This is a genomic window from Faucicola mancuniensis, from assembly GCF_046523945.1.
Classification (GTDB): domain Bacteria; phylum Pseudomonadota; class Gammaproteobacteria; order Pseudomonadales; family Moraxellaceae; genus Faucicola; species Faucicola mancuniensis.
Map to the genome: position 1 here is coordinate 455109 of NZ_CP171363.1, position 26023 is coordinate 481131.

A 26023-nucleotide genomic window follows, 5' to 3' on the forward strand; every position below is an offset into this window, starting at 1 on the left:
TTTTTCTATAACTGCCATTTCAACCGCTTTGTCTTCAAGTGGTATCAAACTAGGATTGGCGTATTGTGATAAAATGCCTGCCGAACTTGAAACCTTTAATTGCTCATTTAATTTATCCAACTCAACTTGCTTTTTTTCATCAAAACGAACCGCCAACTGCTTTTCCAACTTTTTAATTTGCGTACGGATTTTTGCCAACTCAATCGTATTTTTTGCTTGATTTTCGCTAATCTCCACCGATACATCATTTAACTTCGCCTGTACCATGCTAATCACAGGGCGGACGTTGGTTTTATCATTCACTTGACTTTCCACACGGTGCAAATGAGCGTGATAGCGTTTTTTCAAATAATCCTGCTCGGCTTGTCGCTCGTCATCGCTAATCGTGCGGTAAATCGGCACAAGCTCAATGCAATCCATCGGACACGGTGGCAAACACAGCTCACAGCCTGTGCAAAGGTCGGTAAAAATCGTGTGCATACGCTTGCCAGAGCCGATAATCGCATCAACAGGACAGGCAGGAATGCACTTGGTACAGCCGATACAGTCGTCTTCACGAATGACGGCTCGCATTTCGGTCGGTCGGTTGGTATTTGGGTCGGTTTGCCATTTGGACGCTATCACAGGCAAGCGTGGACGGTGGAGCAGGTCGGCTAATTGGTCAGCAATCGCTTGTCCGCTTGGCACGCACTTGTTACAATCTTCGCCATCTTTGACAATGGCGGTGGCGTATGGCAAACAGCCGTCAGCGTGTCCGCACAGTCCGCATTGGGTTTGGGGCAGTAGGTTATCTATTTGGGCGATGAGTTGTTGCTCATCAAGGCTTAAAGTTGCGATTTTTAAGTCGTTAAATAGATTGGGTAAGTTGTCAAATGTTGGATTTGTAGTCATCGTAGTTGCTAGGCTGTTGGCTTGCTTTTGTTAAACGTTTATTTTAACAAATTTAACGTTCAAAAAACAGTCAAACCCTAGATTTCATATAATGATAAGTGGTGGCAAGTTTTTGGCTAACTTGTTGATTTAACTCATCTAATAATTCATCAATCTGTTTATCCACCCCAAGCAACACTTGAATCAAAATATCCCCAGCCGTCATGTCATGATAGATTTTTTGGGTGAGTTGGTGCGGATTAAAACGAGCCAGTTGGTCGTAATGATTGACCGCTTCGGGAATGGTTTCGCTGATTAATTTATCCAGTACAAATTTTTTTTCGGTGAGCCAAGTTTCGGATATTTGCTGATTTTCTTGTTGCCAAGCGGTATAACGGCTTAATTTATCATGAATACGGTCAAGGATAATCACCGCTTCAGTCGGCATGACGTTGATTTTTTCCACCGTCAAACCCTGTAACAACGGCATGGGCGAGATTTTGCCATGTTTGGTTTTGACCGCACCGTTTTTGTCGGTTTGCCATGTTTGCGGAATGAGTTGATACTCAAGATTATTGCCAAAACTGTTTGGAATGGCGGTTGTGGGTTGATATGGCAGGGCTTGCGGTGGTGTGCCGACTTCTATGCCTGCAATTTCGTGCATTTTTTGCCAACAAAAGCTGATGATTTTTTTAAAAACCACCAACAACACAAACATTATCAGCAAAAAAACGACCAAACCCAACAAAAATTTAATCAACGCTTTATCCTTAAAAAAGAAATATTTAGGATAATATAAGCGTAAATGGGGGATTTTTCAATATCAATTTGGCAACAAAATTGACGATGACATAAAAAACAGAAATTTAACGCAAATAACGTAACTTATTGATAATAAAAATAAAAGCGACAAACATACCCAAATAATACGCCAATTTTAACTCAAAACTGTTATCACGGATTTTAAACGGCACAGCACAGCACGCCACCGCAGTGGGAATCCACAACAGCATAAACGCCCAGTTGTCAAGGACGGCAAGCACACCTTGTATATTTCGCCCTGCTCTAAGCCCTGATAAACCCAGCAACAAACACGCAATGATTAACGTGTGAATCAAGGCTTTTGGCATATTTTTGGGATAAATGTTTAAATCTTCTTTGCTAAATTTTGGTAACATTATTTGCTCTTTTTATTATTTTTTTAATTGACAATTTATTTTTAACCATTCCCTGCCATTAACCAAAGCATGGCAACGCACGTAAACAACAGCCCCAAAGTCAAAGCATTGCGTGGTAAAATGGAGGATTTTTGTGAATATTTATTGATAATCCTTGCCCCAAGCATAAAGCCACAAGGGATTAACAGCCAAAAAATCGCCACCACTCGCACGACACTTGGCATGATTTGTGATACGGTTTTGTGAAACAAAAAAATCTCTACCAAAAACCCTGCAATCCCCAAAATAAACGCAAAAACCGCAAGCCCAATGGTAATACCCATAGGCACAAGCGATTTTGATGGTAAAGGATTTTGTATTTGCGTGTTTTGCACTTGTGTGTTTTGCATTAGGCTTTTCCTATGTTTGCCAATTCGGCTCGCATTTCGTCAATGGCTTGTTTGTAATCTTTTTGATTAAAAATCGCAGAACCCGCCACAAACATATCCGCCCCTGCTTCGGCAACGGCTTTGATATTGCTGGCTTTGATACCACCGTCCACTTCTAAGCGAATGTTACGCCCTGATGCTACGATACGCTGACGTACTTCTTGGATTTTTGTCAAAGTATGTTCAATAAAATCTTGACCGCCAAATCCGGGATTGACACTCATTAACAAAATTTGGTCTACTTTATCCATCACATAATCCAAATAATGTAACGGCGTGGCAGGGTTTAGCACCAAACCACATTCCGCACCGCCATTTTTAATCAGTTGCAAAGAGCGGTCAATGTGCTGAGTGGCTTCTGGGTGAAAGGTAATCACGCTCGCCCCTGCTTCCAAAAACTGCTCAATCATGCTATCCACAGGCGATACCATCAAATGCACGTCAATCGGTGCAGTAACGCCATAATTGCGTAAGGCTTGACAAATCATACTGCCAAAGGTCAAATTGGGGACGTAATGATTGTCCATCACATCAAAATGAATGACATCTGCCCCTGCTTGTAGCACTTTTTCTACTTCTTCGCCAAGCCTTGCAAAGTCGGCTGACAAGATAGATGGGGCGATAAGATATGGCGTGTCGTTGTTTTGATTGGCAAGTTTGGCTATGGCGTTCATGGCGGTTCACATTGTTGGTTAAAATTGATAATAAATTGAAAAATAAAAAATTTAGGTACTATTTTAGCAAAATTGGCAAAAAAAAACTATTTTTAATAGACCTCTTTCCAAACTAACCCAACTCGAAATTATAAATGGCACAAATCAAATTAACCCTTAAGCCAAAGCGTTTTCTGCGATTACGATAACGACAGGCTAGGATTTTAAAACGTTTGATTTTGCCGATAACATGTTCATTGGTTACCCGTTCAGAAGCTAATTCTCGATTGGCTTGTTTGTCAACTTTAGATAGTGGATTAAGCTTGGTTTTCTTTTTTGGGAATTTGCTATTGGCATGGTGTTTGTGTATGCCTTGATAGCCCGAATCTACTTGGATTAAGATACTAGGCTTTATACGCATTTTTGAGTATTGGTAAAGTTTAAAGTCATGGGTTTTACCTTTGCTAAAATGGGTACAAAGTATTTTTTTGCTGTTTTTATCGACAACGATTTGTGCTTTTAAGGTGTGGTGTTTCTTTTTACCTGAGTATTGCCTGCGTTGCTTTTTTTGGGTCGCTCACAAGGTACTTCGGTTGCGTCTATCAGTACGGTTTCAAGGTTTGGGTCTTGCCATAAAGCCTTTTTGCTAGGTAGGGCAAAGTCTTTGTGGGCTATCAGTATGCTTTCTACCCATTTGATGGTTTTACAGACAGCACTTTCACTGATACCAAAGTCTTGCCCTAGGTGAAATTGGGTGCGATATTCTCGGTAGTAACTCAAAGTCAGCATGAGCTTGTTTTCTAGGCTGATTTCATTTTTCCTGCCACCTTTTTTGTGTTGTTCGTTGTATGCTTCTTGTAGTATGGTGAGCATATGAGTATAGGTACTTCTTTGGATGCCAAAGTAGCGTTTAAATTGTGCGTCACTGAGTTTTTCTGCTTGTTCGGGTATCATGCTTTTGCTGTTTTTTCTAAAAATCAGTATTATACCAAATCACTATTAAGGTTTGGAAAGAGGTCTATTAAAGAAAAACAGGACAGCGAATTTTTCGGCAGTTGGGTGGTATCACCGCACATTCGTTTATACAATTTGCCACTTGTCAAAGACATTGACCCAGACATTCGCCAAAAAACCGTGTTGGAATTTATCGAATCAAAAGATTTGGGTAATTTGGTGGTCGGCGATAGCGTGCCGTTTAACGATGATTACAAACTAATGGTACGCTATGTGGACAATCAAGGCAACATCACGGCGGTGAGTATCAAAAAACATGACAAAAAAACCAAATAATATTTTTCATAAAAAAAGAGCGATAAATTTATCGCTCTTTTTTGTCAAATGATAACAAAATTATGAATAATAGCTCACCATTTTTTCCAATGAAATCGGACGGATTTTATCCGCATTACCTGCTGTGCCAAACGCATTGTAACGCTCCACACACACAGATTTCATTGCATCAATGGTTTTTGCCAAATATTTGCGTGGGTCAAATTCGGCAGGATTTTCCGCCATAAATTTACGAATTGCCCCCGTTGATGCCAAACGCAAATCGGTATCAATGTTTACTTTACGCACGCCATGTTTAATCGCTTCAACCAGTTGTTCCACAGGCACGCCATAAGTTTCGCCAATATTACCGCCATGCTCATTAATCACTTTAAGCCATTCTTGTGGCACGCTTGACGAGCCGTGCATAACAAGGTGCGTGTTTGGTAAGGCTAAATGAATTTCTTTAATGCGTTCAATCGACAAAATATCGCCTGTTGGTGGACGAGTGAATTTATAAGCACCGTGCGAAGTACCCACGGCAATCGCAAGTGCGTCCACGTTGGTGTCGGCAACGAATTGTTTGGCTTCCTCAACTGATGTCAAAAGCTGTGAATGGTCAAGCACGCCTTCTGCACCCACGCCATCTTCTTCGCCTGCCATGCCAGTCTCTAGGCTGCCAAGTACGCCAATTTCGCCTTCTACCGACACACCGCAAGCGTGCGAAAATTTCACCACTTCACGAGTAACTTCCACGTTATACTCATAGCTTGATGGAGTTTTGCCGTCTTCTTTTAACGAGCCGTCCATCATCACTGAACTAAAGCCCAATTGGATTGAGCGTTGGCAAACGGCAGGGCTTGTGCCGTGGTCTTGGTGCATGACGACAGGAATGTGTGGACACTCTTCAATCGCTGACAAAATCATGTGGCGTAAAAAAGCCGAACCTGCGTATTTTCTCGCCCCTGCAGACGCTTGCACGATGACAGGTGAGTTGGTTTCGTCTGCCGCCATCATGATGGCACGCATTTGTTCTAGGTTATTGACATTAAAGGCTGGCACACCGTAATTGTTTTCGGCGGCGTGGTCAAGTAATTGACGTAAAGATACTAAAGCCATAAAGTTCTCTCTTTTGGATAATTAAAAAAAACATAAAAAAATGCCAAAAAATTATAACAGAAATTTTGATGACAATCACCCAAAATCCGTGTTTTTGACAATAAAAAACCCCAAAAATTTTGGGGTTTTTTGTTTTGTAATCATCAATCAAAAATTAGTATTTTTGTGATTCTGGCACATCGTTTGCAACGGCTTGTGCACCACTGGCAACCGCTGTTGCACCATCAGCTACTGCATTGGCTGTAGCAGCTGTTGCTTTCGCAGCACCGTCTTTAACAGCTTCTGTGCCATTGGCAACCGCTGTTGCGGTATTATCTGTTGCACTTGCAACCACATCACCCATTGATTCGGCGGTGTTTTGTACGTTGGTAGCAGCTTGGTCAGTTGCTGACGCAACGTCTTGAGCGACACTTTGTGCGGTGTCTTTGGCTGCGTCTTGGGTTTGTTGGCTACACGCTGTGATTGATAAAGTAGCAATCAAAGCTGATGTTAAAAGTAAATTGCGTTTTAGCATTGTCTTTTCCTGTTTAAACGGTGAATTAACACACTTATTAATTTTTATATAAACAACACGTTTAACAAGTGTACTCAAAATTTTTGTGCATTTTAACCAAAAAAAACCCTCTTGGCAATTGCCAATAAACATCACACAACAAATATTAACTTATATTTACAATTGGATTGACAATCATTTGCCTTGGCTTAAGGCGATAACCGCAGGCAATTGTTTGCCTTCTACAAATTCCAAAAACGCCCCGCCACCTGTTGATGTGTAGCTAACTTTATCTGCCACGTTATATTTATCAATCGCCGCCAATGTATCGCCACCACCTGCAATGCTAAAGCCAGCACTATCGGCAACCGCTTGGCTGATAATCTGCGTACCTGTGCCAAATTTATCCACTTCAAACACGCCCACAGGCCCGTTCCAAAGAATTGTTTTGGCGTTTTTGATGGCTTGGGCAATGGTGTCAGCACTGTCTTTGGCAATATCCAAAATCATCTCATCATCGGCAATCTCATCAACAGATTTTTCAATCGCATCGGCTTTTTCTAGTGAACCTAAAAAATCTTCAAAATCAATTTGTGATTTTTTGGCAACGACAACCGTTTTTGGCAACAAAATTTCGGTTTCGCTCATGATTTGTTTGGCAGTTTCTACCAAATCGGCTTCATACAATGACGCACCGACATTCACACCACTTGCCGCCAAAAAAGTATTGGCGATACCGCCACCCACGACAATTTGGTCGCACAGTTTGGCAAGCGTGGTTAATACGTCAAGTTTTGTCGATACTTTTGAACCGCCAACAATGGCAAGCATGGGTTTTTCAGGGTTGTCCAATGCTTTCGCCAAAGCGTCCAATTCACTGGCTAATAGCAGACCTGCACAGGCAATTTTGGCTTTTTTGATAACGCCTTCGGTGGAGCTTTCTGCTCGGTGAGCCGTGCCAAATGCGTCCATGACAAACACATCGCACAAATCGGCATAAGCTTGGCTTAAATTTTCATCATTTTTCTTTTCGCCTTTGTTAAAGCGGACGTTTTCTAACAATGCTACCTTGCTATCACCAAAGTTTACGCCATTTTGTAGGTAATCTTTGACAAAAATCACAGGTTGTTTGAGTACGTCTGTTAAATAGTTGGCAATCGGTTCAAGCGAATATTTGCTTTCAGGATTTTCTGGGTCAGGGCGACCTAAATGCGAACACACAATCACTTTTGCCCCTTTGTCAAGGGCGAGTTGAATGGTTGGCAAACTTGCCTTTAAACGTGCGTCATTGCTGATTTTGCCGTCTTTAATTGGCACGTTTAAATCTTCACGAATCAATACGATTTTGTTGTTAATATCTAGGTCTTGTAAACGGTTAAATTGCATAAAAAAATTCCTTATGATGACAGATATAAATTTGGTAAATGGATATATTTTTATATTTTATCATAAAATAATTTGGCATAAAATAACCAATTTGCATTAATTTTTTGGCTATACAAAAAGTTTACAATTTATGCAAAATAACCGTTGTATTTTGTCAAATTTTGATGAATAATAGATGAAAAATTAAGCGATTTTTTAGTTATTTTTTTATCAAATTTGTAAGGTTTAGGAGTACACAATGACAGATGTAAACAAACATAAAACAGAATTATTGGCATTAAAAAACGAGTACGAAACTCGCATTGAAAAAATCACCGACCACATTCATCACCCACAAGATGAGCTTAATCACCATTGGGACGACCAAGCAGTATCTGCCAATGAAAACGATATGCGAAAAAATCTGTTAGTAGAAGCCGAACACAATTTAGGGCTGGTAAACAGTGCATTGGCGCGTATTGACAATGACAGTTATGGTATTTGTATGGATTGTGGCGAAGAGATTGAAGAAGGTCGCCTTGACGCTGTACCTTATGCGACACAATGTATGCGACACGCAAAATAGCCGTTAGTTATAAAACCAACTTGGATAAAAAGGACTGAACCCATGAAATTTTTTAAAGATAATCCGATTAAAAACAGTTTGTTAGCGGTTGGTTTGATGTTGTTTTTGACCATTTGTTTTAAGTTGTCGGGTGATTTGACCAATGACAGTATGCCGATGAGCCAGACGGATAGTGTGTTTAGCGAAATTCGTTTGACAAATACCACGCCAAGTCCGTCAGCACATTAAACATTTTTTTAATAAAACTCACATGATAAAAACCCTATGAAAATTAGGGTTTTATTTTTTTATTGATGTTTTATTTTTCCATTTTATAATAGTCGCCCTATTTATTTTTGCCAAAAATCGGAGTTGCCATGAGCCAATTAAATCCCCAACAAATCCAAGCAATGAAAGACGTATCCGTCCCACTTTTGGTGTTGGCGGGTGCAGGTTCGGGCAAAACTTCGGTAATTACTCGTAAAATCGCCTATTTGATTGAGCAATGCCAAATGCCTGCCGAGCGTATCACGGCGGTAACTTTTACCAATAAAGCCGCTCGTGAGATGAAAGCTCGTGTGCAAAAACTGTTACCAAGCGAAAAAACCAAAGGTTTGACCGTTTCTACTTTTCACCAATTTGGTTTGCAATTTTTACGGTATGAACTATTACACACGCCCTTAAAAGGCAATTTTTCTATCATGGATAGCGAAGATAGCAAACGTTTGTTGTTAGATTTGATGGTGCGTGATAACATGAGCGGTGCGGAAAGTAAAGAACTTGTCGGCAAAGCGATTAAAATGATTTCTGATTGGAAAAACGACCTAATTCCGCCAGAAAAAGCCGCAGAAACACTCACCGACCCAGAAGATATGCTATTTGCGACTTTGTACGAACTGTACGAACGCAATTTGCGTGCGTATAATGCGGTGGATTTTGATGATTTGATTGTATTGCCGACCAAAATTTTACAAGAAAACACCCAAGTGCGTGATAAATGGCAAAACCGCATTCGCTACTTACTTGTGGACGAATACCAAGACACCAACACCGCACAGTATGAACTCATTAAACTACTTGTCGGTGTGCAACCACGTTTTACCGTGGTGGGTGATGACGACCAGTCTATCTATGCGTGGCGTGGGGCAAAACCTGAAAATATGGCGTTGTTGCAACAGGATTTTCCAAAATTAAACGTGATTAAACTTGAGCAAAATTACCGCTCTACCAACCGTATTTTAAACAGTGCCAATGCGGTGATTGGTAATAATGAGCATTTGTTTGAAAAAAAATTGTGGTCGGATAAAGGTCATGGCGAACTGATTCGTGTGATTCATTGTCAAAATGATGACGAAGAAGCCGAACGTGTCGCCAAAGAAATCGTTACCCACAAACTACGTCATGGCAACAATTGGCAAGATTATGCCGTTCTTTACCGCAGTAACTTTCAAGCTCGTATGTTAGAAGCCCAATTACGTCAATTACAAGTACCGTATAAACTGTCTGGCGGTACGTCATTTTTCGCTCGTAGCGAAATCAAAGACATCATGAGTTATTTACGCATTATTTTAAACCCAGAAGATGACGCTGCCTTTTTACGCATTATTAACACGCCAAAACGTGGGCTTGGGCCGGCAAGCCTTGAAAAATTGGGATTATTTGCCCAAGAAAATCAAATTTCGCTATTGACCGCTTGTAGTCATAGCGGTTTGCACCACGCCTTACCCAAAAAGGTGGCAAACGAATTACAGCAATTTGCCGAATTTATGGCACATTATACCCAAGAGCTTGACCAAAACGCCGACCCTGTACCGCTCGTGCGTCAGATGATTGACGAAACTGGCTATATTGACCTTGTCAAATCAGAAGCCAAAACCCCACAACAAGAAAAAATCCGCCTTGACAATATAGAAACGCTTTACACCAGTATTCAAAATCTGATTAACAAAGACGATGACGACCGCACCATTGACGCTGTTATTCGTAAATTGGTCTTGTTAGATATGCTTGAACAACAGCAAGAAGAAGAAAACATCAACAAAGTAAACTTGATGACACTACACGCCGCCAAAGGCTTGGAGTTTAATTATGTGTATATTATGGGGCTGGAAGAAGATTTATTACCGCACAAAAATTCGGTGCTCGCCGAAACGGTAGAAGAAGAACGCCGTCTTATGTACGTGGGTATTACTCGTGCAAAACAAGAACTTACCCTACTTCACGCTCGCCAACGCCGTGCAGGTGGCGACATGAAAACCACCACACCAAGCCGTTTTTTGGAAGAATTGCCTGTGGAACACCTTGATGCACCACATTTAACAAAGGGCAAAGCCAATGCCAATCCGCCAAAAACGGCTGACGATTATTTGGCAACGTTGCGTGAAATTTTGCAAAAATCTAAAAAGTAATCCACCCAAACAAAATAATTGTTTGTTAAAAACACCAAACTTTTGCAATAAATGTAACAAATAATTTCAAATTTACAGATTTGTAACATTTGAAGCAATCTTTTTTGCAAAACTTAACGTGTTTACAGTCAAACGATGACAAACTTTTTGATTTTTTTTGCTAATATATACATCAAGCAGTAAACAACAAGTTATGTTAATAAACATTGATGTTTACTTTTACTTTAAACAAGTTGAATGTTCAACTTATCATTGGAGAAAGCGTATGAAAACTTTACAAAAAACATTATTAGCATTAACTGCAACTGTTGCAATGGCTTCTGGTGCTAACGCAGCTATCAGCTACTCAACTGCACAGCCATACGTTGGTGTAAAAGCTGGTCAATTTGATTCTGATGTTAAAGGTGTTGGCAACTTAAGCACTGACAAATCAACTGCTTACGGTGTTTACGGTGGTCTTCAATTTACACCTAACTGGGGTGTAGAAGCTGAGTACCTTGGTTCTGATAAAGCTGATGTAACTGCAAGTGGCGTAAAAACAGGTGAAATTGATACTAAAACTTACGGTGTTTATGGTACTTATAACTACAACTTTGTAAATAGCCCAATTTATGCAAAAGCAAAATTAGGTCTTGCAAAAACTGAAGTTGAATCAAAAACTGCAACCAGAACCGTATCAGCTGAAGTTGAATCAAAAACTGCAACCAGAACCGTATCAACTGACGATACTGGTCTTGCATATGGTTTAGGACTAGGTTTTCAAGCAACACCAGCTATCGCATTAGAGGCAGAATATGCTAAACCAGGAGCAGATACCAAGCTTTGGACTATTGGTGCAAAAGTTAAATTCTAATTTAACCTTCGCCCTTTAACAAAAAACACAAGAAACGGCACTTTTTTAGGTGTCGTTTTTTGTTTTTGTGTTTTTTTTAATTTATCCGTATTGGGTTGATATCAGCATTTTTTACCAATTTTTTGGCAAAATAAAAACCCAAGTCTTGGGCAATAGACTTGGGTTTTTTGGGGGGCTTGTCTTCATCTATGAAGTTCGGCTTACCTGCCGTTAATCCGTTGGATTCCATTCTTCAACACGGTATATCCGTTTGTTCCTTGTGTTGATGTGTGTATTATAGAAAATTACACCCATCACCACAAGCCGACAAAGTCTTAAATGTTTGTAAGCATTTGCTTACATTGCCAAATTTTAAGCGTGGTTTTTGACGATTTCGCTCACCGCAAGCCATGCTTGTTCTAAAGCCCCAGTAGTATAAGGCTTCCAGTCGGCATCGCTGTTGGCGATATGAATGTTGCCATTTGGCTGTTTGACTGATTTTAATGGTAAATTATACTCCAATAAAAACCGCCATAACCACAACAGCCATGACGGTACGGGGGTTATCTAAGCTGCTGGCGGTAGGTACGGCAGATTTGTGTGAGGTTGTCTTCTCCAACAGTATCAGGGATGATTTCTTCCCAAGTAGCAGATGACGATTCGTTGATGGTGAGTGATATGTCTTTTACCATACTGCCATTTTGTGCATAATATATTACTCTGCTTACCTCCCATTTATGATGCCAGCAGTCATAATACATAAGAGTTTGCATTTCGGTATATGGCTGAAAGTTGTTATAGTGATTTTGCGGTGGGGTGGTAAATACCCAATTTTCCCAAACTCGCAGATATTTAGTGCCATTCCCCAAGCGTTTGATCTGGACGCTATCACGTCTCACTGTGGCTCGCTAGCGGTATCATCAGGGCGGCGATTAGGGTCAAGTGAATAAAAGATCTCATAAAAACTCCTTAGTGGTTAAAAAATCAAAATTGACTAGGGTCAAGTGTCGTCGTCGATAGATTGCCATTGAGCTGGCGGATAAGCTCTACCGTGTAGCCTGTGCACATGTCGCTATAGCACTCAAACTCAAAGGCCCTGTCGGCTTTGGCATAGCTGGTATCATCGCCAAAGAGATATTTTGTGCCGTACCAAGTGTCGCCATGAGCGTATTTGAGTTCGTAGCTGCCTTGGGGGAGATTGATGTCTAGCGTGTCGCCCCCGCGAATAAAATAGCTGGCAAATTCTTGGCGGTTGTCGGCATCGATGACTTTGAGCCAGTAGTTGCCACCTGTGCTCGTAACTACCGAGAGTGTGGCATCGCCCCAAGAGCTGGGGTGGTTGGTGTAGCCTGTCTGTGGTCGGGGCAGGGGCTTGTAGGAGACGACACCGACTTGGGTTTTTAAAAACTCGGTGCGAGAGTGCAGCTCGGGGACTTCGCAGTTATAGCGATAAATCTCTTGGCGGACTTTGTCGTTGATGGTTTTGGCGGCTTTTTTGCACGTTTGTTCGCGTTTGTTGTTGATGGCTTTTTGTTTGGCTCTTAGGGCGTCTTTGGTGGACGGATGTAAGCTGTTCCATACGGCGTTGATGTCGGCAACGGCTTGTTCGTAGTCGGCTTTGGCATTGTCGCTATCAGGCTCGCTCGCCACCACTTTGGCTTTGCCAAAAACCGCTTGATTATAGTACACGCCTTTTTGCATATTTAATTTTTCAAAAAATTGTTGGTCATAAAATTTTTCAAATTTATCCACGTCAATGCCTAAGGCGACCAGCAATTTTTTATCTCGCTCATCGTAACGGGTTTTTGGTGAATCAATGGATTCTGTACCGCCATAACTGATACGAAAAATATCTTTGCCATCAACGTTGGCGTGAAATTCGTTGCGTTTGGCGTGTCCCCCAAAATCATCGTGATTGTCAATCAACAAAATTTTGCTATCAGGAAATTGTTGCTGATACCAATAGGCACTGGCAAGCCCGCTAATCCCTGCTCCCACGACCACAAGGTCATAATCGCCCACGCTTTTTTCGTTGGCAACGTCAAATTGTTTGCCTTTCCAAGTGATTTCGTGGGCGACATCAAAACTGCCTTGATGACTGCCACGCAGTTTGTCCAACGCTGGCGGATAGTCGCTGTTGATGGCGACTGTTGTGCTATTGAGTTTGGCGGTTGGGTTGTTTTGTAGTTTTTGACAAGCGGTCAAAACGCCTGTACTCACCCCAGCAATGGCAACGGCAGAGCCGTTAATAAAATCTCGTCTGGTAATTGGCATAATAAATCTTAAAATGTGATTAAAAATGAGCTATTTTATAAAATTTTTAAGGACTTTGCACTCAAAAAATCCGATTTTCATCATGCTTTTTGGCAAATTTACCAATATTTTTTTCAACATTTTCGGCAATATTCAGATAAAATTTGGCAAATTCATCATCAGCAATCACAGACGGTTTGCCCATATCCGCTTGTTTGCGAATATTGGTAGCAAGTGGCAATTTACCAAGTAACGGCACTTGATAGTCTTTTGCCAAGTTTTCGCCGCCACCATTGCCAAAAATCTCGTCCACATGACCGCAGTTGCTACAAGTATGCAACGCCATATTTTCCACCACGCCAAGCACAGGAATTTGGGTTTTGTGGAACATTTCAATGCCTTTTTGCGCGTCAAGCAACGCAATATGTTGCGGTGTGGTAACGACAACCGCCCCTGTTACAGGGATACGCTGGGCAAGTGTAAGCTGAATATCGCCCGTCCCCGGTGGCATATCAATGACAAGATAATCAAGGTTCGGCCATGCCGTCTGATTAAACAGTTGCATTAACGCCCCTGTCGCTTTCGCCCCACGCCATGCCACAGGTGTGCTATCACCGTCAAGCAGATTGCCAATGGACAAAATCGCCATACCATACGCATCAATCGGCACAAATTCGCTGTTTTCAAGGGTTGGCTTCACGCCTGCCACGCCAAGCATATTCGGCACGCTCGGGCCGTAAATATCGGCATCAAGAATACCGACTTTTTTGCCAAGTTTTTGCAAGGCTAAGGCAATATTGACGGCGGTGGTGGATTTACCAACACCGCCTTTACCCGATGCGACCACTATAATATGGCGAATGCGTGGGTGCGGTGCGACATCGGCTTGGGTTGGGGCGTGTTTGGTAACCGATGGTTCTTCGTCTGAATTTTCGTTTTTTGCCATTGCGTTGGTGGTTTTAGGAAGTTTATGCGTAGTTTTTTCGCCTGTGTTTTTTTCTGATTTGTACAAGGTTACATTCATGTTAATTTCGCCAACGCCATGCAAATGTAGCATACTGCTTAATTCTCTGTGAATTTTTTCTACATCAATATCATCAGGTAGGCGAAGGTTTAAATTTAAAACATCGCTTTGTTGTTCGTATTTTTGGATAAAGTTTTTAATCGGTTGTTCGTGAATGTGATAATCGTTAAATGCTTTATTTAAGCTATTTTCGTCAATTTTTTTGGCTTTTTTAAAAAACATTTTTTTCACCTTTTTTACATTTATCATTTTTACAAATAAATTTTTAATTGGACGTATTAGACTTCTTTCCAAGCTATAATTTATTAAAGAAAACCGTTCACCCTGAGCTTGTCGAAGGGTTGGTTTCCACTTCGCTTTGCTACATCTTGCGAAGCAGTATTTCTCAGGTTCGACAAGCTCACCACGAACGGAAAACCAAGTTTGGAAAGAGATTTATTCAATACGCCCCTACGGATTTTAATGAATAAAAATCTTAAAATTCCGACTATTTTTATCGGATTTATTTTGTCTATTTTACGCTTTTTTTTGATTTTTTACAGAGAAATTATGCAAAAAAATTGATTTTCGGTTATCATAGTTAGCATTTTCTGTTTAATTTTGATAAAAAGGTAACTTATGTCTCGTAAAATCCTTGTAACGTCTGCCCTACCCTACGCCAACGGTCCAATTCACTTGGGGCATTTAGTGGAATATATCCAAACTGACATTTGGGTGCGTGCCATGAAAGCCCTTGGCAACACGGTAACTTACGTCTGTGCCGATGACGCTCACGGCACGGCTATCATGCTAAAAGCACAGGATAATGGCGTAACCCCAGAAGAGCAAATCGCCACCGTCAAGGCATCGCACGAAAAAGATTTTGCATCTTTTTTGATTGATTTTGACAATTATCATTCCACCCACAGTCCAGAAAATGAACAATTTTCCACCGAAATTTATAGCAAGCTAGAGCAAGGTGGTTATATTTTTACCAAAGACGTGGAGCAACTGTTTGACACCGAAAAAGGCTTATTTCTTGCCGACCGTTTTGTCAAAGGCGACTGCCCAGAGTGCGGTGCAAAAGACCAATATGGCGACAACTGCGAAGTGTGTAGCAAAACCTACAACGCTACTGAACTTAAAAATCCGTATTCAACGTTAAGTAAATCTACACCTGTCATCAAATCAAGCAAACATTACTTTTTTGATTTACCAAAATTTAACGACTTTTTGCAAAACTGGACAAAACAAGACGGACGTTTGCAAACGTCAATTTTTAATAAATTAAATGAATGGTTTGAAGCAGGGCTACAGCCTTGGGACATCAGCCGGGACGCACCATATTTTGGGTTTAAAATCCCCAACACGCCAATCGATGAGCCAGACAAATATTTTTATGTGTGGCTGGACGCACCTGTGGGCTACATGGCAAGTTTCAAAAACTTGTGCGAGCGTACAGGGCTTGATTTTGATGAATATTTCAAAAAAGACGGTACCACCGAGCTTTATCATTTTATCGGCAAGGACATTGTTTATTTTCACGCCTTATTTTGGACTGCCATGCTGTATGGGGCGGATTATCGCACACCAACAGCAATCAACGCTCACGGATTTTTGACCGTTAATGGCGAAAAAATGAGCAAATCTCGTGGCACGTTCATCAAAGCCGAAACGTATATCGAGCATTTAAATCCAGAATATTTGCGTTATTATTTTGCCAGCAAATTGTCAAATACGGTGGAAGACATTAACCTTGACCTTGATGATTTTATGCAAAAAGTCAATTCAGATTTGGTCGGAAAAGTTGTCAATATCGCCAGTCGTTCGGCAGGATTTATCAATAAAAACCATGACGGAATGCTATCAAATACCATTGCCGAACCTGCCTTGCTTGATGAAATCATCAACGCAGGTGATGAGATTGCCCAAGCCTATGAAAACCGTGAATTTAGCCGTGCCATGCGTCTGATTATGGCGTGTGCGGACAAGGCGAACGAATACATTGACGGCAAAAAACCGTGGGCATTAAACAGAATTGACGGCAAACAAGCCGAAGTGCAGGACGTTTGCACGGTGGCGATTAACATTTTCCGTCAATTGGTGGTGTATTTATCGCCTGTGTTGCCAAATTTGGCAGAAGAAGTCAAAGCGTTTTTAAACCTTGAAAGCGTGGATTTTGCAAGTCGCACAGCGATTTTGACCAATCATAAAATCAATGCCTTTAAACCGCTGATGAGCCGTGTGGAAAAAGACAAAATTGACAACATGGTAAACGCATCAAAAGACAGTTTGGCACCAGAACCACAAAAGGCAGAGAAAAAGAAGGATAAAAAAGTGGAAAAAACTGAAACACAAGGCGAATTTATCGGCATTGATGATTTTGCCAAAGTCAAAATGCAAGTGGCTCATGTGGTGGAATGTAACCCTGTTGAAGGGGCGGATAAGCTATTGCAATTTACCCTAGATGTGGGCGATGTGAACGAAAATGGCGAGCCAAAAACTCGCAAGGTGTTTAGCGGTATTGCCAAATTTTATAAACCTGAAGAACTAAGTGGCAAAAAAGTGGTGTGCGTAACCAACCTTGCCCCACGCAAAATGAAGTTTGGCATATCCGAAGGCATGATTTTGTCGGCTGAAAAAGACGGTAATTTGACGGTGGTGATTTTGCCAGATAATATGGTGGTGGGGGCGACATTGGCATAAAATGAAAGTCTTTTCCACCTTTAAAGAACAAAATTTTGACAACATCAAAACCTTGATGACAGAATTTCCACTTGCCACCATCGCTGTGGCAAGTGGTGATACGCTTGAGGCTTGCCACACGCCACTCATTTGGCAAGATGATGGCAGTGAATACGACTGTTTGGTTGGTCATGTTGCCAAAATCAATCCGATTTATGAACAAAATTTAACCAATAGCGATAAAAATTGGTTGGTAATTTTTCAAGATACAGGGCATTACATCAGCCCAAATTGGTATCCAGACAAAGCAAAAACCCACAAAGAAGTGCCGACGTGAAATTATCGCAGTGTGCATTTGACGGTAAGACCCACGTCAATCACTGACATTGATGGTTTATGAAAGCATTATTCACAATTTACAACTTTTAAACACACCAAAGGCAGATGATATGGCAAAGTGTGTGGCATTTGCCAATGGTAAACCAAACGATTAACAACTGAATGACAGACACTCATAATAACAACGCAAAAAATTTACCGACAGTCGCCATTATCGGAGCAGGTTCGGCAGGCTTGATGTGTGCCGATTATCTCAAAGATTTTGCCATAAACATTCATGTTTTTGAACAAATGCCGAGTGCTGGTCGCAAGTTTTTGATGGCAGGCAAAACAGGCTTAAACCTAAGCCACGCCGAACCGCTCGCCGGCTTTATCAACCGCTACACGCCAAGCGACTGGCTCGCCCCTTTTATCACCCAATACAACGCCGACTGGATACGCCAATGGGCGACATCGCTCGGCATTGACACCTATGTCGGTTCGTCTGGTCGCATTTTTCCTGTGCAGATGAAAGGCTCACCGCTACTGCGTGCTTGGCTCAAAGACTTACATACGCATGGCGTGCAGTTTTTTTATCAGCATAAATGCGTGGATATTCACAATAATATTGCGACCTTTCACAACCAAAATCTTGATAAAAATCAACCCACTAACACAAAATTTAATCAAATAGCTAGCCAGACATTTAGCCAACCATTTGACGCAATCATTTTGGCGTGTGGTGGACTGTCCTACCAACAACTTGGCAGTACAGGCGAATGGCAAAACTGGCTAGATGACAACGCCATCGCCCCTTTTTACGCCAGTAATGTCGGCATTTGTCGGATGTGGTCGCCCTTTATGCAAGCTGTTTTTGGACAAGCGTTAAAGCGTGTTAATGTTTGGGTTGATAAAAAAGATGAACAAAATCAAGGTGATATCGTGATTAGCCATTATGGTTTTGAAAGTGGTTTGATTTATAAAAACAATCTTGCCTTACGCCAAAAACTTGAGCAAAACGGCAAAATGACGTTAAATGTGGATTTGTTACCGCAATTTTCGCATGAAAAAATTTTGCAAATATTAAATAAAAACAAAAAGTTATCATTAAATACACTTTGGAAAAAAGTGGGATTAGACCCTGTCAAAATTGCGTTATTACGGGAATGTACACCAAAATCCGACTGGCACAATCACGACAAAATGGCAAGTTTTATCAAGCATTTAGCCATTGATTTTGACGATTTTCGTCCGATTGATGAGGCGATTAGCTGTGGCGGTGGCGTTAAACAAAGCCATTTACAACAGCATTTTCAACTGACGGCAAACCCCAATATTTACTGCTGTGGCGAAATGTTAGACTGGGACGCACCGACTGGCGGTTATTTGCTGACGGCGTGCTTTGCGACTGGGCGAGCGTGTGGCGATTTGGTGGCGAAAAATTTAAATTTAACAACAAAAACCCATGTTTAACAAAAAACACAACAAAATTTTATTTTTTTTAAATTAACAAAGAATTGATATCCCTCTTTAAAAGGACAAAAAAATGTTTACCGAAGAAGAAATTTAAGCGGTTTGGTGAATTTCGTATGGAACTACATTAATGACTTGAATTACAAGCACCTACAAAAGACTGGCAAATTCTTTAGTGCTTACGACCTAAACGAATACACCAAAGGTAGCGGTGAATTACTTAGCTTGCATAGTCAAACCATACAAGCCATCAACGAAACCCACACCAAAAGCCGTGAGCAATTCAAAAAAGCCAAACTATCATGGCGAACCAACAACCCAAACTCTAAGCGTAAAAGCTTAGGTTGGCTACCATTCAAACAATCGGCTATTAAACACATTGCCACACACCAAACTGGTAAAAAAGGCTTAAAATCCACCTTACAACTATCCCTAGCCAAAGGACAAAAGCTAGTTATTGACCTATGGGACAGCTACAACCTTAGCCTATATCAAATCAACACCCTTGAGGTCGTCCAAGACAACCGTAACCGTTGGTATGTCTGTATCACCGTCAAAGAATACCCTAGAACTACTTGCGCTACTGGTAGTTTAGGCATAGACTTAGGATTAAAAGAAAGTGCCACCACCTCAAACGGTGACAAGCTCACAATCAAGCAAACGCTCAAATATGCCAAAGAGTTAGCCATAGCTCAAAGAGCCAAAAACAAACAACGTGTTAAGGCAATCCATGCCAAAATCAAAAATACACGCCAAGACCTCATCCACAAATTCACCACCCAATTAGTCAAAGACAACGCCCTAATCGTGGTAGGTGATGTGAAAACCACCCAATTCAACAGCAAAAAAGGCAAACTAGCCAAGTCAGTATATGACGCAGGTTGGTTTGAACTCAAACGACAACTGACCTACAAATGCGAGAACACAGGTTGCCGTTTTGAAATCGTAAATGAACGATACACTACCCAAACTTGTTCGTGTTGCAGTCAAATCGACAGCAACAGTCCGAAAGGTAGAGCAGGTTTGCGAATAAGAGATGAGAACGAATTAAGCAAAGCACTGCTTTGCTCGTTCGCAAGACAAGAGCTACGCTTGCAGTAACTTGTGCGAAGTGTGGCACATGGCATGATAGAGATATCAATGCCAGTAAGAACATTCTTGCGGTCGGGCTTGACCGTCTGGGAGCAGGAATCCCCGAACGATAGGGAGGGGAGGAAGTCAAAAAAATAAGATGTTTACATAAAGGGTAATTTGGTAAAAATCTGTAGCACTGTGGCATTGACGATATCCACAAAGAACGCTCCAACCATGGGTACAATCAAAAATGCCTTGTGCGAAGCACCATAACGGTCAGTGATGGACTGCATATTGGCGACCGCTGTCGGTGTCGCACCCATACCAAAACCGCAATGCCCTGCCGCCAGTACCGCCGAATCGTAGTTTGAACCCATGATTTTGAAGGTAACAAAATAAGCAAAGCAAATCATTACCACCGTTTGTACCGCCAAAATAATCAACACAGGGCCTGCCAAATCGGTCAGTTCCCACAGTTTTAATGAAATCAATGCCATTGCTAAAAATAACGACAATGATGCATTGCCAAACACATCAATTGCACGGTCAAACATATCAAAATTAAAAAATGTCGTTAACACATTACGGATAACCACGCCACCACCTAACGCCCAAACAAAGGTCGGTAACTCAAACCAAGTACCTTTGGCAACGCCTGTCATGATATCGGCAAATGCCAAAGCAGCAGCAAATAAAGCCAAGGTTTCAATGGTTGATGAAGCAGTGATTAAACGAATATTATCAGGTTTTTCAAAAATTTCTTTGCCAGCATTGTCATCAGCCACATTGTGTTGGGTGCTGTATAAAGACTGTTCATCTGCGAGTTTTTCAACATCAGTTTGGTTTTCTGGTATTTCTAATGGTTTTTTTCCCAGTTTTGTTACTAAACGTTTGGCAACAGGGCTACCGATTAAACCACCTGCAACCAAGCCATAAGTTGCGGATGCCATGCCCAGCGTTGTCGCTCCGGCCACGCCATATTCTTTTTCAAAAATCGGCCCCCACGCACCTGCCGTACCATGTCCGCCCGTTAGCGTAACTGAGCCTGTCATCAAGCCCATCAACGGCTCAAGCCCAAGCAAAGATGCCATCGCTACGCCCACGCCGTTTTGCAATACGATAAAAGCCGACACCAAAATGGTAAAAACAAACAAAGGCGTGCCACCTGCTTTTAAACGTCCAAAATCGGCACTTAAACCAATGGACGCAAAAAACATCAACATAAAAGCGGTTTGTAATTCTTTTTGAAAATTAAAACTATAGCCAAAAAAGGCATTCAATGCATAGACAATCACAGCAGCAACCAAGCCACCTGCGACAGGTTCAGGAATGTTAAAATCAGATAAAAATTTGACTTTTTTAACCAAAAAACGCCCAAGCAGAAAAACAAGTGTTGCCAAAATCAGGGTATAATAACCATTTAAATCAATAGCCATAAAACCACCTATCATCAGTGAATAAATTACAAAATATGAGATAAAACGTTCAAAATTATAACATTTTGTTAATATCTTTGCAAAAAGCAGACTGATGATTAAGGGTGGTTTGGTTAAAGGGAGTTTTGGTTAAGCTATTTAAGCTATTTAAATTGTGGTTTAATCTAATCCGTGCCAAATTCTTTACGTTTTTTGGCAAAAAAGCGTTCCAATCTATCCATTGCTTCATTCAAATCCGCTTCATTTGGCAAAAACACCACACGAAAATGGTCAGGCGATTCCCAGTTAAAACCTGTGCCTTGTACCATCAGCACTTTTTCATCTTGTAACAATTCCATCATAAACTGCATATCATCTTCAATCGGATAAATCGTGCGGTCAATTTTTGGAAAACAGTAAAACGCCCCTTGTGGCAAGGTGCAAGAAATGCCTTTCATCGCATTTAATCGGCTTACAGCCAAATCTCGCTGTTTGTGCAAACGCCCTGTTGGAGCGGTCAAGGCTTGCATACTTTGATAACCACCCATTGCCGTTTGAATGGTATATTGAGCAGGTACGTTGGCACACAATCGCATGGATGCAAGCATGGTCAAGCCTTCAATAAAGTCGGTGGCGTGGTCTTTTTTGCCAGAAATCATCAGCCAACCTGCACGAAAACCCGCAATTCGGTGCGATTTTGACAAGCCATTATAGCTTAAAACCAAACAATTTTTTGCCAAAGTACACAAAGGCACATGAACCGCATCATCATACAAAATACGGTCGTAAATTTCGTCCGCCATCAGTACCAAATTGTGCTTTTCTGCCAACTCAACAATTTTTTGCAAATTTTCGGTAGAATACAATGCACCTGTCGGATTGTTCGGATTAATAACAACGATTCCTTTTGTGCATTCGGTGATTTTGCTTTCAATATCGGCAATATCAGGTTGCCAATTATCGTCTTCATTACAGCGATAATGCACAGCTGTACCACCTGCCAAGTGGGTTGAGGCCGTCCACAACGGATAATCAGGCATCGGCACAAGGATTTCATCGCCATTGTCAAGCATAGCTTGCATCGTCATCACAATCAGTTCGGACACGCCATTGCCAACGTACACATCATTGACATCAACCGCTTCTAGCAAGCCTTTAGACTGATAATATTGCAAAATCGCCTTACGAGCCGAAAAAATCCCCTTAGAATCCGAATAACCTTCCGCATTTGCCAAATTCATCACCACATCTGACAGAATTTCTTGCGGAGCGGTCAGCCCAAAAGTTGCAGGATTGCCGATATTGAGCTTGATGATTTTATGTCCTTGGGTTTCCATTTCAATGGATTTTTGCAATAACGGACCCCGTATGTCGTAACAAACGTTGTCCAATTTGTGCGATTTTTTTAGCAGTTTCATAAGCACACCTTCATTATTTTTTATGTTATTTTTAACAGTTTTTTTACTAGTGGATTGATTTTGTAACGATTTTAATAAAATTCTATCTTTATCTGAAACATTACCAGACAACAGATAACTTTCGCTACAATCCAAAATTTTTGCCAAAATCGGCACTTTACTAGACACAATGCCATTTTTACCATTTTCCCAATTAGAAATCGCAGTACGGCTGACTTTTGCCCCTGCTTGGGTCATTTTTTCGGCAAGTTGAGCAGTCGTCAAGCCTTGAGCTTTGCGAAGTTGGGTTAGGCGTTCGGCTTGGGATAACACATTATCAGAAATATTTGGTATATTCATCATTTTATATTACAATTGATAATTATTATTTAAATTATTTTAAATAATCAAATTTTAACAAAATGTCAGATTTTCTGTCTTTTTTATTAAATTTAACGCACTGTATTTTACGCTTGTTATTTTAAAAAGCAAGTAAAAAAGTATAAAAATTTTAAATTTGTTAAAAAGTCAGATTTTCTGTCAAAATTAATTATTTTTATTATCAAAAGGAAAAAACATGTCAGATTTTTATCAATTAACCGCCACCGATTTGCGTGGTAATAATTTTGATTTTGCCAACTTAAAAGACAAAGTTGTGTTAATCGTCAATACCGCCAGCAAATGCGGATTTACTCCACAATATCAAGGCTTGCAACAGCTTTATGATAAATACAGCGAAAAAGGCTTGGTGGTGATTGGCTTTCCGTGCAATCAATTTGGACACCAAGAGCCAGACGGCGAAAATACAATTGGCGAATTTTGCGAGATTAATTATGGTGTAACCTTCCCTATGATGGCAAAGGTTGATGTCAATGGCGACAACGCCCACCCAGTTTTTAACTTTTTAAAAGCCCAAAAAAATGGCAAAGGCTTGTTGGTTGATGCGATTAAATGGAATTTTACCAAATTTTTGGTGAATAAAAAGGGTGAAGTGGTTGGACGATTTGCCCCAACGGTCAAACCTGAAGAGTTAGAAAATCAAATTACCAATTTATTAGCAGAATAGTATTTTTTTTAAGCATCTGATTTTAATATGTTTTTAAAAAATTTCAAAATTTTTGGATTTTTTTTATGAAAAACACTTGACGTAAGCTAAAAAATCTATATAATACGCACCACATAACGAAAACGTTGGGTCGTTAGCTCAGTTGGTAGAGCGTCTGCCTTACACGCAGAATGTCGGCGGTTCGAATCCGTCACGACCCACCATCTTTTTTAAAGATTTAAAAAAGAAATGTTGTTAAAAGACTACTTGCAGTGGTAGTTCAGTTGGTTAGAATACCGTCCTGTCACGCCGGGGGTCGCGGGTTCAAGTCCCGTCCGCTGCGCCATTATTAAAAAAGCCCCAAATCTTTACAGGTTTGGGGCTTTTTGCTAAGATAATGATTTCAAAATCAGTTGTTAATGAGTGTTGTTATGAGCTATGTTCGCCAAATTATGATGATTATGTTTGCCACCTTGGTGTTATTGGCGTTGCAGTATCAATATTGGTTTGGTGAAAATGGCAATCATGCGTTAAATAAACTCAAAAAACAAGTGGCTGAACAACAATACTTAAATGTTGAGCAACAAAAAGCCAATCATGTGTTGTTGGCTGATGTCAAAGACTTAAAAAGTGGACTTGAAGCAGTGGAAGAACATGCCAGAGCGGATTTAGGTCTGATTAAGTCTGGCGAAACATTCGTGCAGATGTCTACAGCAGACAATGTCTATGATGAAAACAATCAGTTCAAACCTGCTGTTAATCAGTCTGTCAAACTGCCTACCAAAACAACCATAGAGCAGGATTCGCCATGATAACGCCACATTTGCATTGTGTGGTGGTGGCTGCGGGTGTTGGCAAACGTTTTGGCTCAGCCACCCCAAAACAATATACCAATATTCATCATCTCACTGCATTGCAGCATAGTATTTTGGCATTAAGCCAAGTACATTTTGGGCAGACAAAAGCGTTTGAGCGGTGTTGTTTGGTGATTTCTGATGAAGATAGCACTGCAAAAACCTTGGATTTTGCTTTGCCGATGGATTTTGTGTTGGGTGGTGCGGAGCGAATGCACTCAGTTTTTCATGGGGTGCGTCATATTTGGCAACAGTGCCAAGCAAAACAACATCAAACAGAACAACGTCAAGTAGGCGATATATCCAATCATTGGGTGTTGATTCATGATGCGGCACGCCCTTGTGTGTTGGCTACGGATATTGAGCGTTTGATTGTTGAAGTGTGTGAAAATCAAGAGCGAGCAGGGGGCTTGTTGGCAGTGCCTGTGCGTGATACAGTCAAAAGACAAGCACGACAAGGTGACAATATCGTGAGTCAACAAACCCTTGACCGCAGTCAACTTTGGCTCGCCCAAACGCCACAGATTTTCCCTTTAGCAACTTTGTATCCGTTGCTAAAAAAAGCCATTAAAGAATCCATTGAATTTACCGATGAAGCGAGTTTGTTTGAGCATTTTGGGCTGTACCCACGCCTGATAGCGGGTAGCCATAGCAATATTAAACTTACCTTTCCAGAAGATTTGTTGTTTGCCAAAGCGTTTTTGGCTTAAAAATGCTTTAATAGTTCAACCGTTTCCACAATCGGCAATCCCACCACATTGCTATAACTGCCGTTAATCGCTTTGACCCACATCGCTCCCATACCTTGAATGGCGTAACCACCTGCTTTGTCATGCGGTTCGCCTGTGTGCCAATAATCACGCATCATACTGTGGGTTAAAGGGATAAATTGCACCGATGTTTTAACCAATCTTTGTTGATGATTGATAATTTTTGCTGTATTATCAATGTGTTGGATTTGGCTTACTTGTACGGCTGTCCAGACGTGGTGTTCATTATCACTCATTTGTTGCCACATTTGACAAGCGTCATCAAAGTTGGTGGGTTTTTGTAACACTTGTCCAGACTTTAACACGCCAATTGTATCGGCGGTAATTAACAAAACAGTGTTCGATTGTTCAAAAAAATCGGCGGTTAAAGATGTCAATGCAGATTTTGCTTTGTCATTGACCATTCGCAAGATATAGTCAGTCGGCGTTTCTTGTTCGGTTTTGGTTTCATCAATATGAATGCTTTGCACGGTGTGCAAAATTTGACATTGGTTTAACAATTCGTGCCGTCTGGGCGAAGTTGAGCCTAAAATGATGGGGTATAAAAATTGCATAA

Annotated in this window: 27 protein-coding genes, 2 tRNA genes and 2 pseudogenes; 14 read left to right on the forward strand and 17 right to left on the reverse strand. The window is 41.0% G+C overall.

Annotated elements, in window-relative coordinates; all coding sequences use genetic code 11:
* Positions 1-96: 96 nt before the first annotated feature.
* The 6 genes and pseudogenes from ACGTJS_RS02255 to ACGTJS_RS02280 all read right to left on the reverse strand — a co-directional run.
* Positions 97-891: pseudogene (locus tag ACGTJS_RS02255) on the reverse strand (RnfABCDGE type electron transport complex subunit B); the annotation flags it as partial.
* A 70-nt stretch (positions 892-961) separates the two neighbouring features.
* Complete coding sequence (locus ACGTJS_RS02260; protein ID WP_315040839.1) at positions 962-1534, reverse strand: hypothetical protein; 573 nt, start codon at positions 1532-1534, stop codon at positions 962-964.
* Between the two features lie 202 nt (positions 1535-1736).
* Positions 1737-2048, reverse strand: a complete 312-nt coding sequence (locus ACGTJS_RS02265) for a hypothetical protein (RefSeq protein ID WP_410472688.1) — start codon at positions 2046-2048, stop codon at positions 1737-1739.
* Between the two features lie 41 nt (positions 2049-2089).
* Positions 2090-2437 carry a hypothetical protein gene (locus tag ACGTJS_RS02270; RefSeq protein ID WP_410472689.1) on the reverse strand — a complete coding sequence of 116 codons (348 nt, stop codon included), beginning with the start codon at positions 2435-2437 and terminating at the stop codon, positions 2090-2092.
* Positions 2437-3150: a ribulose-phosphate 3-epimerase gene (gene rpe / locus ACGTJS_RS02275; RefSeq protein ID WP_315040848.1), complete on the reverse strand. Its 714-nt coding sequence runs from the start codon at positions 3148-3150 to the stop codon at positions 2437-2439. Before rpe ends, ACGTJS_RS02270 begins: the two co-directional genes overlap by 1 nt.
* 112 nt (positions 3151-3262) lie before the next feature.
* Positions 3263-4083 (reverse strand): IS5 family transposase gene (locus tag ACGTJS_RS02280; RefSeq protein ID WP_410471559.1). Its coding sequence is split into 2 segments (ribosomal slippage): positions 3263-3699 and positions 3699-4083, totalling 822 coding nucleotides; the frame shifts between segments, so codons are not numbered across the junction.
* Between the two features lie 105 nt (positions 4084-4188).
* Between ACGTJS_RS02280 and ACGTJS_RS02285 the strand changes: the two genes are divergently transcribed.
* The gene (locus ACGTJS_RS02285; RefSeq protein WP_410472690.1) at positions 4189-4419 is read left to right on the forward strand and encodes a hypothetical protein; all 231 of its coding nucleotides are present in this window, start codon (positions 4189-4191) and stop codon (positions 4417-4419) included.
* A gap of 60 nt (positions 4420-4479) precedes the next feature.
* Here the strand turns inward: ACGTJS_RS02285 and fba are convergent, their stop codons facing one another.
* From fba to ACGTJS_RS02300, 3 genes are all read right to left on the reverse strand, one after another.
* The gene (fba, locus tag ACGTJS_RS02290; protein WP_410472691.1) at positions 4480-5517 is read right to left on the reverse strand and encodes a class II fructose-bisphosphate aldolase; all 1038 of its coding nucleotides are present in this window, start codon (positions 5515-5517) and stop codon (positions 4480-4482) included.
* A gap of 154 nt (positions 5518-5671) precedes the next feature.
* On the reverse strand, positions 5672-6031 hold the full coding sequence (locus ACGTJS_RS02295; RefSeq protein WP_315040856.1) for a hypothetical protein: 360 nt from the start codon (positions 6029-6031) through the stop codon (positions 5672-5674).
* 174 nt (positions 6032-6205) lie between these two features.
* Complete coding sequence (locus ACGTJS_RS02300) at positions 6206-7396, reverse strand: phosphoglycerate kinase (protein ID WP_410472692.1); 1191 nt, start codon at positions 7394-7396, stop codon at positions 6206-6208.
* Between the two features lie 238 nt (positions 7397-7634).
* Between ACGTJS_RS02300 and ACGTJS_RS02305 the strand changes: the two genes are divergently transcribed.
* The 4 genes from ACGTJS_RS02305 (at position 7635) to ACGTJS_RS02320 (ending at position 11201) form a co-directional block, all read left to right on the forward strand.
* Positions 7635-7961, forward strand: a complete 327-nt coding sequence (locus ACGTJS_RS02305) for a TraR/DksA family transcriptional regulator (protein WP_315040862.1) — start codon at positions 7635-7637, stop codon at positions 7959-7961.
* A gap of 42 nt (positions 7962-8003) precedes the next feature.
* A complete protein-coding gene (locus ACGTJS_RS02310) occupies positions 8004-8189 on the forward strand; it encodes a hypothetical protein (protein WP_315040864.1) in 186 nt (61 codons plus the stop codon).
* 128 nt (positions 8190-8317) lie between these two features.
* Positions 8318-10348, forward strand: coding sequence for a UvrD-helicase domain-containing protein (locus tag ACGTJS_RS02315; protein ID WP_410472693.1), 2031 nt, complete (start codon positions 8318-8320; stop codon positions 10346-10348).
* Positions 10349-10613: 265 nt separating this feature from the next.
* Positions 10614-11201, forward strand: a complete 588-nt coding sequence (locus ACGTJS_RS02320) for a porin family protein (protein WP_315040869.1) — start codon at positions 10614-10616, stop codon at positions 11199-11201.
* Between the two features lie 76 nt (positions 11202-11277).
* Here ACGTJS_RS02320 and ACGTJS_RS02325 read toward each other — a convergent pair whose 3' ends face one another.
* The 5 genes from ACGTJS_RS02325 to apbC form a co-directional block, all read right to left on the reverse strand.
* Entirely contained in the window at positions 11278-11430 is a 153-nt protein-coding gene (locus ACGTJS_RS02325) for a hypothetical protein (RefSeq protein WP_410472694.1), read from the reverse strand.
* Positions 11431-11552: 122 nt separating this feature from the next.
* A complete protein-coding gene (locus ACGTJS_RS02330) occupies positions 11553-11702 on the reverse strand; it encodes a hypothetical protein (protein ID WP_315040871.1) in 150 nt (49 codons plus the stop codon).
* A gap of 41 nt (positions 11703-11743) precedes the next feature.
* Positions 11744-12079: a surface-adhesin E family protein gene (locus ACGTJS_RS02335; RefSeq protein WP_410472695.1), complete on the reverse strand. Its 336-nt coding sequence runs from the start codon at positions 12077-12079 to the stop codon at positions 11744-11746.
* An 85-nt stretch (positions 12080-12164) separates the two neighbouring features.
* Positions 12165-13454, reverse strand: coding sequence for an FAD-dependent oxidoreductase (locus ACGTJS_RS02340; protein ID WP_315040875.1), 1290 nt, complete (start codon positions 13452-13454; stop codon positions 12165-12167).
* 61 nt (positions 13455-13515) lie between these two features.
* Positions 13516-14679 carry an iron-sulfur cluster carrier protein ApbC gene (gene apbC, locus ACGTJS_RS02345; protein WP_410472696.1) on the reverse strand — a complete coding sequence of 388 codons (1164 nt, stop codon included), beginning with the start codon at positions 14677-14679 and terminating at the stop codon, positions 13516-13518.
* Positions 14680-15075: 396 nt separating this feature from the next.
* Here apbC and metG point away from each other — a divergent pair, with 396 nt between their 5' ends.
* The 4 genes and pseudogenes from metG to ACGTJS_RS02365 all read left to right on the forward strand — a co-directional run bounded on the left by metG (position 15076) and on the right by ACGTJS_RS02365 (position 20117).
* The gene (gene metG, locus ACGTJS_RS02350) at positions 15076-17142 is read left to right on the forward strand and encodes a methionine--tRNA ligase (RefSeq protein WP_410472697.1); all 2067 of its coding nucleotides are present in this window, start codon (positions 15076-15078) and stop codon (positions 17140-17142) included.
* 1 nt (position 17143) lies between these two features.
* Positions 17144-17458, forward strand: coding sequence for an FMN-binding negative transcriptional regulator (locus tag ACGTJS_RS02355; RefSeq protein ID WP_315040881.1), 315 nt, complete (start codon positions 17144-17146; stop codon positions 17456-17458).
* Between the two features lie 164 nt (positions 17459-17622).
* A complete protein-coding gene (locus ACGTJS_RS02360) occupies positions 17623-18912 on the forward strand; it encodes a TIGR03862 family flavoprotein (protein ID WP_410472698.1) in 1290 nt (429 codons plus the stop codon).
* Positions 18913-19014: 102 nt separating this feature from the next.
* Positions 19015-20117: pseudogene (locus tag ACGTJS_RS02365) on the forward strand (RNA-guided endonuclease InsQ/TnpB family protein).
* 30 nt (positions 20118-20147) lie between these two features.
* On the opposite strand, the gene gltS reads toward ACGTJS_RS02365, so the two are convergent.
* Together gltS and ACGTJS_RS02375 are read right to left on the reverse strand one after the other, a co-directional pair.
* Complete coding sequence (gltS, locus tag ACGTJS_RS02370; RefSeq protein ID WP_410472699.1) at positions 20148-21422, reverse strand: sodium/glutamate symporter; 1275 nt, start codon at positions 21420-21422, stop codon at positions 20148-20150.
* Positions 21423-21586: 164 nt separating this feature from the next.
* Positions 21587-23161 carry an aminotransferase class I/II-fold pyridoxal phosphate-dependent enzyme gene (locus tag ACGTJS_RS02375; RefSeq protein ID WP_410472700.1) on the reverse strand — a complete coding sequence of 525 codons (1575 nt, stop codon included), beginning with the start codon at positions 23159-23161 and terminating at the stop codon, positions 21587-21589.
* A 214-nt stretch (positions 23162-23375) separates the two neighbouring features.
* Between ACGTJS_RS02375 and ACGTJS_RS02380 the strand changes: the two genes are divergently transcribed.
* The 5 genes from ACGTJS_RS02380 (at position 23376) to ispD (ending at position 25407) form a co-directional block, all read left to right on the forward strand.
* Positions 23376-23864 carry a glutathione peroxidase gene (locus tag ACGTJS_RS02380; RefSeq protein ID WP_410472701.1) on the forward strand — a complete coding sequence of 163 codons (489 nt, stop codon included), beginning with the start codon at positions 23376-23378 and terminating at the stop codon, positions 23862-23864.
* A gap of 127 nt (positions 23865-23991) precedes the next feature.
* Positions 23992-24067: transfer RNA gene (locus ACGTJS_RS02385), tRNA-Val, on the forward strand.
* A gap of 45 nt (positions 24068-24112) precedes the next feature.
* A tRNA-Asp gene (locus ACGTJS_RS02390) sits at positions 24113-24189 on the forward strand.
* 85 nt (positions 24190-24274) lie between these two features.
* Positions 24275-24655, forward strand: coding sequence for a septum formation initiator family protein (locus ACGTJS_RS02395; RefSeq protein ID WP_315043526.1), 381 nt, complete (start codon positions 24275-24277; stop codon positions 24653-24655).
* Entirely contained in the window at positions 24652-25407 is a 756-nt protein-coding gene (gene ispD, locus ACGTJS_RS02400; protein ID WP_410472702.1) for a 2-C-methyl-D-erythritol 4-phosphate cytidylyltransferase, read from the forward strand. Before ACGTJS_RS02395 ends, ispD begins: the two co-directional genes overlap by 4 nt.
* Here the strand turns inward: ispD and ACGTJS_RS02405 are convergent.
* Positions 25404-26021 carry a Maf family protein gene (locus tag ACGTJS_RS02405; protein WP_315043522.1) on the reverse strand — a complete coding sequence of 206 codons (618 nt, stop codon included), beginning with the start codon at positions 26019-26021 and terminating at the stop codon, positions 25404-25406. The genes ispD and ACGTJS_RS02405 overlap by 4 nt on opposite strands.
* Positions 26022-26023: the final 2 nt, after the last annotated feature.

Coding starts and splice junctions, on each gene's coding strand:
- ACGTJS_RS02295 (WP_315040856.1), bottom strand. CDS start 6,031: ATGCTAAAACGCAATTTACTTTTAACATCAGCTTTGATTGCTACTTTA.
- apbC (WP_410472696.1), bottom strand. CDS start 14,679: ATGTTTTTTAAAAAAGCCAAAAAAATTGACGAAAATAGCTTAAATAAA.
- rpe (WP_315040848.1), bottom strand. CDS start 3,150: ATGAACGCCATAGCCAAACTTGCCAATCAAAACAACGACACGCCATAT.
- gltS (WP_410472699.1), bottom strand. CDS start 21,422: ATGGCTATTGATTTAAATGGTTATTATACCCTGATTTTGGCAACACTT.
- ACGTJS_RS02375 (WP_410472700.1), bottom strand. CDS start 23,161: ATGATGAATATACCAAATATTTCTGATAATGTGTTATCCCAAGCCGAA.
- ACGTJS_RS02320 (WP_315040869.1), top strand. CDS start 10,614: ATGAAAACTTTACAAAAAACATTATTAGCATTAACTGCAACTGTTGCA.
- ACGTJS_RS02405 (WP_315043522.1), bottom strand. CDS start 26,021: ATGCAATTTTTATACCCCATCATTTTAGGCTCAACTTCGCCCAGACGG.
- ACGTJS_RS02325 (WP_410472694.1), bottom strand. CDS start 11,430: ATGGAATCCAACGGATTAACGGCAGGTAAGCCGAACTTCATAGATGAA.
- ACGTJS_RS02360 (WP_410472698.1), top strand. CDS start 17,623: ATGACAGACACTCATAATAACAACGCAAAAAATTTACCGACAGTCGCC.
- ACGTJS_RS02315 (WP_410472693.1), top strand. CDS start 8,318: ATGAGCCAATTAAATCCCCAACAAATCCAAGCAATGAAAGACGTATCC.
- ACGTJS_RS02380 (WP_410472701.1), top strand. CDS start 23,376: ATGTCAGATTTTTATCAATTAACCGCCACCGATTTGCGTGGTAATAAT.
- ACGTJS_RS02340 (WP_315040875.1), bottom strand. CDS start 13,454: ATGCCAATTACCAGACGAGATTTTATTAACGGCTCTGCCGTTGCCATT.
- ACGTJS_RS02300 (WP_410472692.1), bottom strand. CDS start 7,396: ATGCAATTTAACCGTTTACAAGACCTAGATATTAACAACAAAATCGTA.
- metG (WP_410472697.1), top strand. CDS start 15,076: ATGTCTCGTAAAATCCTTGTAACGTCTGCCCTACCCTACGCCAACGGT.
- ACGTJS_RS02265 (WP_410472688.1), bottom strand. CDS start 2,048: ATGTTACCAAAATTTAGCAAAGAAGATTTAAACATTTATCCCAAAAAT.
- ACGTJS_RS02270 (WP_410472689.1), bottom strand. CDS start 2,437: ATGCAAAACACACAAGTGCAAAACACGCAAATACAAAATCCTTTACCA.
- ispD (WP_410472702.1), top strand. CDS start 24,652: ATGATAACGCCACATTTGCATTGTGTGGTGGTGGCTGCGGGTGTTGGC.
- ACGTJS_RS02395 (WP_315043526.1), top strand. CDS start 24,275: ATGAGCTATGTTCGCCAAATTATGATGATTATGTTTGCCACCTTGGTG.
- fba (WP_410472691.1), bottom strand. CDS start 5,517: ATGGCTTTAGTATCTTTACGTCAATTACTTGACCACGCCGCCGAAAAC.
- ACGTJS_RS02305 (WP_315040862.1), top strand. CDS start 7,635: ATGACAGATGTAAACAAACATAAAACAGAATTATTGGCATTAAAAAAC.
- ACGTJS_RS02260 (WP_315040839.1), bottom strand. CDS start 1,534: ATGCACGAAATTGCAGGCATAGAAGTCGGCACACCACCGCAAGCCCTG.
- ACGTJS_RS02310 (WP_315040864.1), top strand. CDS start 8,004: ATGAAATTTTTTAAAGATAATCCGATTAAAAACAGTTTGTTAGCGGTT.
- ACGTJS_RS02355 (WP_315040881.1), top strand. CDS start 17,144: ATGAAAGTCTTTTCCACCTTTAAAGAACAAAATTTTGACAACATCAAA.